The sequence below is a fragment of the Mycoplasma zalophi genome (genome assembly GCF_025486335.1).
GTDB lineage: Bacteria > Bacillota_I > Bacilli_A > Mycoplasmatales > Metamycoplasmataceae > Metamycoplasma > Metamycoplasma zalophi.
Map to the genome: position 1 here is coordinate 1 of NZ_JAOOPZ010000006.1, position 507 is coordinate 507.

A 507-nucleotide genomic window follows, 5' to 3' on the forward strand; every position below is an offset into this window, starting at 1 on the left:
TTTAACAAAGATATGCTTGTATCAAATAAATTAAAAGTATTTGATATTTTTTCTTGTTCTTTCTTGTCTGGGACTTTTATATTTATTTCTGCTACTTGTTGCAAAATAACATTTGCAAAAGTTCCTACTGACACCTTTGAAAATAATGATTTTTGAAAATGATCACTTTTTAATAAATAATATACAAATTCAACGAAGTAATTAGAATTTATTATCATTCCAATTATTCCTTGTTTTGTTGCTAAATCTACCTTATTTATTGAAATATTCCCTATTGTAGCACCATTAGTTAATAATATATTGTTTTTAGGGATTATTCAAGCAGAAGAATTTTTTAAACCTAGAGAATTTATTTTAAATTCTGTTTCATAGATATATTTGTTTTTTGTGTCATTTATTTTTACGAACGGTATTTTACCTTTTTCATAAAATATTTTATTTGTAGAATTTGGAGTTCCACCTTCTGAAGCAAAATTATAAAGATTTTTTGTCTTGTCTTGAAACCAA

The 507-nt window shown here is 23.7% G+C and carries 1 protein-coding gene; it reads right to left on the minus strand.

Annotated elements, in window-relative coordinates; translation table 4 throughout:
* Positions 1-507 (minus strand): restriction endonuclease subunit S (locus tag N8G13_RS03280; RefSeq protein ID WP_262289464.1); only part of this gene is annotated, 507 nt, incomplete at both ends.